This window comes from Rhodovulum sp. PH10 (assembly GCF_000293785.1).
Classification (GTDB): domain Bacteria; phylum Pseudomonadota; class Alphaproteobacteria; order Rhizobiales; family Xanthobacteraceae; genus Rhodoplanes.
On the sequence record NZ_AKZI01000181.1, the window covers coordinates 1 to 6,392 of the forward strand.

The 6,392-nt window shown below is 60.2% G+C and carries 6 protein-coding genes and 1 pseudogene; 5 read left to right on the forward strand and 2 right to left on the reverse strand.

The window, feature by feature from the left end; genetic code table 11:
* Positions 1-391 precede the first annotated feature (391 nt).
* A complete protein-coding gene (locus A33M_RS20810) occupies positions 392-973 on the reverse strand; it encodes a hypothetical protein (RefSeq protein WP_040622301.1) in 582 nt (193 codons plus the stop codon).
* A gap of 345 nt (positions 974-1,318) precedes the next feature.
* On the opposite strand from A33M_RS20810, the gene A33M_RS20815 reads away from it, so the two are divergent.
* The gene (locus tag A33M_RS20815; RefSeq protein WP_192814139.1) at positions 1,319-2,494 is read left to right on the forward strand and encodes a glycosyltransferase; all 1,176 of its coding nucleotides are present in this window, start codon (positions 1,319-1,321) and stop codon (positions 2,492-2,494) included.
* A 165-nt stretch (positions 2,495-2,659) separates the two neighbouring features.
* Positions 2,660-3,103 (forward strand): hypothetical protein, encoded by a 444-nt coding sequence (locus tag A33M_RS20820; protein WP_157223601.1) that lies wholly within the window; start codon positions 2,660-2,662, stop codon positions 3,101-3,103.
* A 120-nt stretch (positions 3,104-3,223) separates the two neighbouring features.
* Here the strand turns inward: A33M_RS20820 and A33M_RS20825 are convergent, their stop codons facing one another.
* A complete protein-coding gene (locus tag A33M_RS20825; RefSeq protein WP_040622304.1) occupies positions 3,224-3,640 on the reverse strand; it encodes a hypothetical protein in 417 nt (138 codons plus the stop codon).
* Between the two features lie 157 nt (positions 3,641-3,797).
* On the opposite strand from A33M_RS20825, the gene A33M_RS20830 reads away from it, so the two are divergent.
* The 3 genes and pseudogenes from A33M_RS20830 to A33M_RS23310 form a co-directional block, all read left to right on the forward strand.
* Positions 3,798-5,096, forward strand: a complete 1,299-nt coding sequence (locus tag A33M_RS20830; RefSeq protein ID WP_157223602.1) for a sulfotransferase family protein — start codon at positions 3,798-3,800, stop codon at positions 5,094-5,096.
* 121 nt (positions 5,097-5,217) lie between these two features.
* Positions 5,218-6,117: a class I SAM-dependent methyltransferase gene (locus A33M_RS24295; protein ID WP_157223603.1), complete on the forward strand. Its 900-nt coding sequence runs from the start codon at positions 5,218-5,220 to the stop codon at positions 6,115-6,117.
* Positions 6,118-6,152: 35 nt separating this feature from the next.
* Positions 6,153-6,344 (forward strand): annotated as a pseudogene (locus A33M_RS23310) (helix-turn-helix domain-containing protein); the annotation flags it as partial.
* Between the last annotated feature and the right edge of the window lie 48 nt (positions 6,345-6,392).

Sequence of the window (6,392 nt, forward strand, 5' to 3'; positions counted from 1 at the left end):
TGGCAAGACCAACCCACTCCGCGTGAATCCGATCTTCTTGGATCGGCTCGTACCCGACAAGTGCACGACAGCATCGACACCATGAACGGCGAAAACTCACCCACGTTTTTTGCTTTTCGGCATCCATCAATCCCGCCGTTCAGACACCACGAAAACCCGCCTTTCGACAATTCATGCCGAACGGCATGTCTGTTACGATCGAGGCCGACACAACCTCCTCGTCGCCCTCGTCCTGGAGCTTTGCCTCGGTCGAAGGGGAGGACACTCGGACGGCGCAGGCGAGCACATCGCAGCCGGCGCTCAATGTGACAGTCCGGCGAACAGGCTCACACTCGAATCGAGAGAGGCAAGAGGTACCCCCGTCGGCGAAACCATCGACACGAATCCGCACTCAGGGTGCCCTCCAGGTCGGATTCAGATCCCCCCAATCGACTCGCTGGATCATGTGCTCGTATTCTTGAGACAGACAAGCCCAAATGATCTGACATTCCGGCTGCGCGAGGCGCCATACCGTTTTATAGACTTCAGTCAACAGAGGCATCGCTTTGGGGACGTCCTTGTAGTAAATCAAACCCGTATTCATTATGCGGTTTTTCATCAAAAGTGCTTTTTTGAACAACGTATCCTCGAGCCACTCGACGGTTTGAGGCATCGTGACCGCGTACCGTTCCTGACCGAGCGCGTCGTCGATCTCGTCCTGAATGGAAACTTTCAGACGCGGAGTGTTTCGGATCAATATGACTTTGCCCGGCAATACCTTCTTTTCCATCCAAACGACATGGCTGTCCTTCACCTGGAACTTGTGATCGAGATAAATGATCTCGCGGCGGCCGGAGTACCCAGGGAACTCTTCGAAAAACTGAAGAAATTTGACGTATTTCGCCTGCATCGACGAGATCCGGACATCGTCCGAGAGCGGATGGCACTTCACCAACATGAATCGCCAGCCGGCAGCTTCGGCGGCAGCCCTCATTGAAGGATTGTTCGAGAAAAAAAGACACTCCCTTCCCGGGATGGCTTCGTAACACCTCTGGGACAGAGTTCCGAACAAGCAACTAATGATAAGCGGTTGATCAGCCATGATCTCCGAGCACGCACTTCGGGTCCCAACCTCACAGATAACGAGAATACATCACGAATACAACCCCGTCCATGAGGGCCGTTTTTGAAACCGGACGGACTCTCCCAATCCTCGCGAGGGCCCAGGCCCATGTTGCCACACCCTCGAGCCCGTGGTAGCAATTGCCGCGTATTTGGTATGTTGTATCGATCGGGTCTCGCCCTGTTCACGCTTCCTTCACCCGGCTGCCGAACGCTGGTGTTCATCCATCAGAATATTCCGGCGCAATTCCGTTATTTGGCACCAGCGATGGCTGCGAGCGGCCATCGCGTGATTTTCATTACGAACGGAGAGGCGCCCCCGCCCCGGGGCGTCTACAAGGCGCATTACAAGATCGATGCGGCCAAGGAGTCACCCGAGATCGCGCAGGTGCGATATGCATCGCGCGTCGCGAAAACCCTGCTTCAGCTGAAGAATCAGCACGGGGTCGTTCCGGATTTGATGATCGGACACTCGAGCTGGGGAGAGCTCATGTTCGTTCGCGACGTCTTTCCGAAGGTGCCCTTGCTCGCATACTTCGAGTGGTTTCATCACGACGAACTCTTCCGGGAGTTCGATCCCGATTACGACCACAACCCGAACGCACCATTCGTGCTTCGCATGAAGAACGTTCCGAACTACGTGGCAGGAGACATCTGCTCCGCCGGGATTTCTCCCACTTACTGGCAATATTCGACTTTTCCTCGTGAACTCCAAAGTAAAATCAACGTCATTCACGATGGCGTCGATACCCAGGCGATTCGTCGACCGGCGAAGCCCGCCCTTCGGCTGCCTGATGGGCGGCTGATCACGCGGGACCAGGAAGTGGTGACCTACGTTGCGCGGGGACTTGAGCCCGTGCGTGGTATTCGGCCGGTGTTCCGGGCATTCGCCGAGCTGTTACGGAAACGGCCGAATGCGCAAGTGATCGTCATCGGCGGGGAAAAGACCAGTTACGGCAATCCCCTTCCGGAGGGCGAAACCCACAAGCAGCAGATGCTCGCCGAGGTGGACCTCGATCTTTCACGGGTGCATTTTCTCGGGCGCGTGCCGTACCAGACATTCCTCGGCGCGCTGTACGTCTCCCGCGCCCACGTCTACTTCACCTATCCGTTCATCCTGTCGTGGTCGATGATGGAGGCGATGGCGGCCGAGTGTCTGGTGATCGGCTCGCGCACGTCGCCCGTCGAGGAGGTGATCCGCGATGGTCACAACGGCATTCTGGTCGACTTCCACGACCACGCGGCACTGGCAGCCCGGCTCGACGAGGCGCTCGCCCATCCGGACCGGTTCGAGCCACTGCGGCGCGAGGCCCGCCGGACCATTCTCGAGCGCTACGACTTGCACGGGATTTGCTTGCCGCGCCAAAAAGCCCTGATCGATTCGCTGAGATAGAGCCTCGGTCGGCATCACGGGACCCCGACATCGAAGCGAAGGGCACTTTCCCTGGCCCCCGGGACCCGCCGGTGTAAGATGCCGGCCTTCGGCGTCATAGGCGCGACCGGCCCCGGCACGTGGGCGATCGCGGCCGGCCGATCCCGACCATCGACGAGGTGACCCATGCGAGGATGGATTCGGAGCGCAGGACTAAGCAGTCTCGTCGTCGTGGCCGGGCTTGGCGCCGCGCTCGGGCAGGCAGCCAACTACTCGACACGCGAGGCGGTCCAGGACACGTCCGTCCGGATCAACGTCCATGCCAGCGGCAACAAGGCGAGTTGCTCACCGGCCGCCCTGCCGACCATCACCGTGCTGACGCCTCCCAAATCCGGCACCCTCACGGTGCGGAGGGGAGAGCTGACCACCAACAAGATCGCCGGCTGCCCGCGACTGAAGCTGCCGGCGCAGGTGATCTTCTATCGGTCCCGGGCCGACTTCGTCGGCACCGATCGTGTCGTGTACGGAATGGCTCCCGCGAACGGTAAGCCCGAGGTGTTCGATGTCACCATCGAAGTGAAGGAGCGGGCGCGAGAGCCCGGTCCGGGCACGAAAGGCGACAGAATCTGATTGCTACCGAGCGCGGGCGACACCAAAGCGGCCCCTCGTCGACCCGACCCGTCAGAAGCCGCACGCATGTCTGATCGCGCACGCGGCTGCGGCTCGACGGCATTGGAATCGACGCCCGAATCACCTCGTCCCGATCAGGTTCATCCACTGCTCGACGTCCAAGAGCCTCGCCAGGCCCCACACGAAGAGCGCGACGAAAAAGGCGCCGGAGACGAAAAACGCCAGCGTGCCACGCATGACGACGTAGTCGTCTTCCGCGCTGCTCCCACCAGCGGAGAGGATTCGCATGGCTCTCTTCGCCGACTTCTTCGCGGAGACGAAGAGGACCAGCGCGCCGAGGAGCATCGTCAACGCTGTCGCAAAATGAACGATGGCGTGCACCTGCGCCTCCGACATTGGATACTCCTGAACGTTCGACGGACGACCGCGATCGGCGGTACGGAACCCGGAAGCGGCGAACTTGCAGTGGCGGATCGGGAGGTCCCTCGAGGTCGCGCAAACGCCTGCCGTGGCCACCGAGCGCTCGGCCTCGAACATCCGGACACGAGGTGTCAATATCTCAGGACCGTTCCCGCATCAACCGCACCCGAGCCGGCTCGGCCGTCGAGGCTCGAACCGCAACCGGCAGACGGGTGACAGCAATTGCATGGACTGGTAGTCGGAAGCGAACCAGAAGCGGAAGGGGAAGATCGCGGTGACGCACACGAGCGAGACGCCGTCCAGCGGGCGAGCAAACGGTGAAACCAGTGGACCGGTGGCCGTCCTGGTTCTCGGGATGCATCGCAGCGGCACGTCGGCGCTCGCAGGAACCTTGGCGCGACTAGGCGTGCCGGTGCCCGGCGATTTGCTGGGGCCGTCGACCGACAATCCGAAGGGTTTTTTCGAAAACAGGAGCACTCTCGCGTTCCACGACCGGTTACTTACCCGCTTTGGTTCCAGCTGGGATGAGCCGCTCGCCTTTCCGACCGACTGGCTGAGTATGCCGGTCGGGAGCCAGCTGGTGGACGAGCTGGTCGATATCATCCGAGCAGAATTTCTCGAAGAGCCGATCTTTGCAGTCAAAGACCCGCGCATGTGCCACCTGGTGCCGCTATGGAGGGCAGCCCTCGAGCGGCTCGGCGGGCGTACGGTCGCGATTCACGGGCTCCGTCATCCGCTCGAAGTGTCACATTCGCTGCAGCACCGGAACCGACTTCCGCGGGCACAGGGGCTGCACCTTTGGCTGCACCACGTCCTGGAAGCCGAGGTGACGACCCGTGACGTCCCGCGGAGCTTCGTGCTCTACGACGACCTTCTCACCGATTGGAAGGCGACAGCGAGGCAGTTGGGAAGCACACTGGACATCGTATGGCCGAATGCGGCTTCGCGTGCCGAAGACGCAATCGACGCGTTTCTTTCGACCCAGCTACGCCACCACGGGAGCGAGTCGGGAAGGCTGGACGGGGAGGATCCTCTCGAATCATTGTGCGCCGAGACATGGAACGCGTTGCTCGACCTGCGGTCCGACCCGAGCATTCCCGCAGCACTGGCGACCCTCGACCGCGTTCGTCGGAGCGTCGGCAAAGCCGAACATCTGTACGGTTCGCTCGTCCGGGCCGATCAGCGCCGAATCCGTGAGGGCGAGGCGCACAGGCGCGAGCTTGAGCGAAAGCTCAACGAATACGACGCAGAGCGCCAGGAACTTCATCGTCGAACGTCGGAGTCCGCGGCGACAGTCGTGCAGCTCGAAGGTCAACTCGGACAGCTCGCAACCAAAAATGCGATCGCGGAGGACGAGATCGGCCGCATGAAGGCCGAGCTGACGGTATTGCGTCACCGCGTCGAGCAGCGCGAACACGAGCTGGAACGCCTCACCGCGGCTCACTGTGCACTTGCAGAGGAACTCACCGAGAGCGATCGGGTCATCAGAATTCTGTGGTTCGCAACGGTTCCCCTGGGCCTGACCCGCCGTCTCCGGGCACTGCGCGAACGCCGGCTGCTGCGGTCTTGTTGAACGCAGCATACCCTTTCGGATGAACCTCTCGGAGAACGCTACCTGCTCGATAGGTCGACGGGTCGGCTGCGAGCGCAGAGAATTAGATCGCTGGCGGCAGTACACCGCAAAGGAGAAAGACATGAATTACACCTTTCCTCCGCCCGACGTCTCCATCCCGACAGAACTATCCCCTCACACCTATTTTGTACCAGTCGACTATTACGTTCACCCCAAAGAACGCCCTCCGTCCCCGGCAATACGGGCCAGAATTGGCGCGAAACACGAGAGCTATAGAAACTTCCTAAGGGGCTCCCTGCAGTACCAGAACCAATTCCGACGAATCCCAGTCGAAGATAACGGCCGGACGGCGAACACGGAGCCCGTCTGGATTAATGAATGGTTCAGTGCGCTCGATGCAATCTCGCTCTATACTCTGATCGCACACAGCAGGCCGACCACCTACATCGAGATCGGCTCGGGACACTCTACTCGCTTCGCCCGTCGCGCCATAGAAGATTTCGGCTTAGCGACGCGTCTTTGCTCCATAGACCCTACACCGCGGACCGAGATCGATGAACTTTGCGATGAAGTCATTCGGCAGCCTCTCGAGAGCATCGACCTAGATGTTTTCCGCAACCTAGGGGTCGGCGATTTTGCTTTTCTCGACGGAAGCCATCGCGTTTTTCAGAACTCGGACGCCACGATTTTTCTGACGGAAATCGTTCCGTCACTCACCCCGGGTGTGATTGTCGGGATTCATGACGTTTTCTTACCATACGATTATCCTACCGCGTGGCTACGTCGTTATTATAGCGAACAGTATCTTCTGGGATGCTATCTTTTGGGCGGGGACGCGATCGATGTTCTATGTCCCGTTCATTATATTTCAAAAACACCAGATCTGCTTTCGGTCTTGGACCCGATCTGGAACGACCCGGCTTTGCCAGGACTCTGGAAAGTCGGCGGCATGTTTTGGTTCACTAGAGCGGTAGCCGACCAGAGTGAATCGAGTGGGATTCCCAAATCGGTGGGGAGGTGATTCAAGCTGTCTGCCGGGGACGGAGGCCGGCAGGCATGTCGCGAGCCCATTCTCTCGATCTGCGGACGCGGGTGCTGAAGGCAGTCGCCGAAGGAATGTCGCACCGGCAAGCCGGTGAGCGGTTCGGTGTCAGCGCGGCGAGCGTCAGCCGGTGGAGGCGGCGCGTCTCGGTGCAAGGTGACGCCCGACCCAAGGCGCTCGGAGGTGACCGTCGGTCCGGCCGGATCTAGTACTACCGTTGCGTCTTTTTGAGGGCTTCGGCATCATCGGCACGG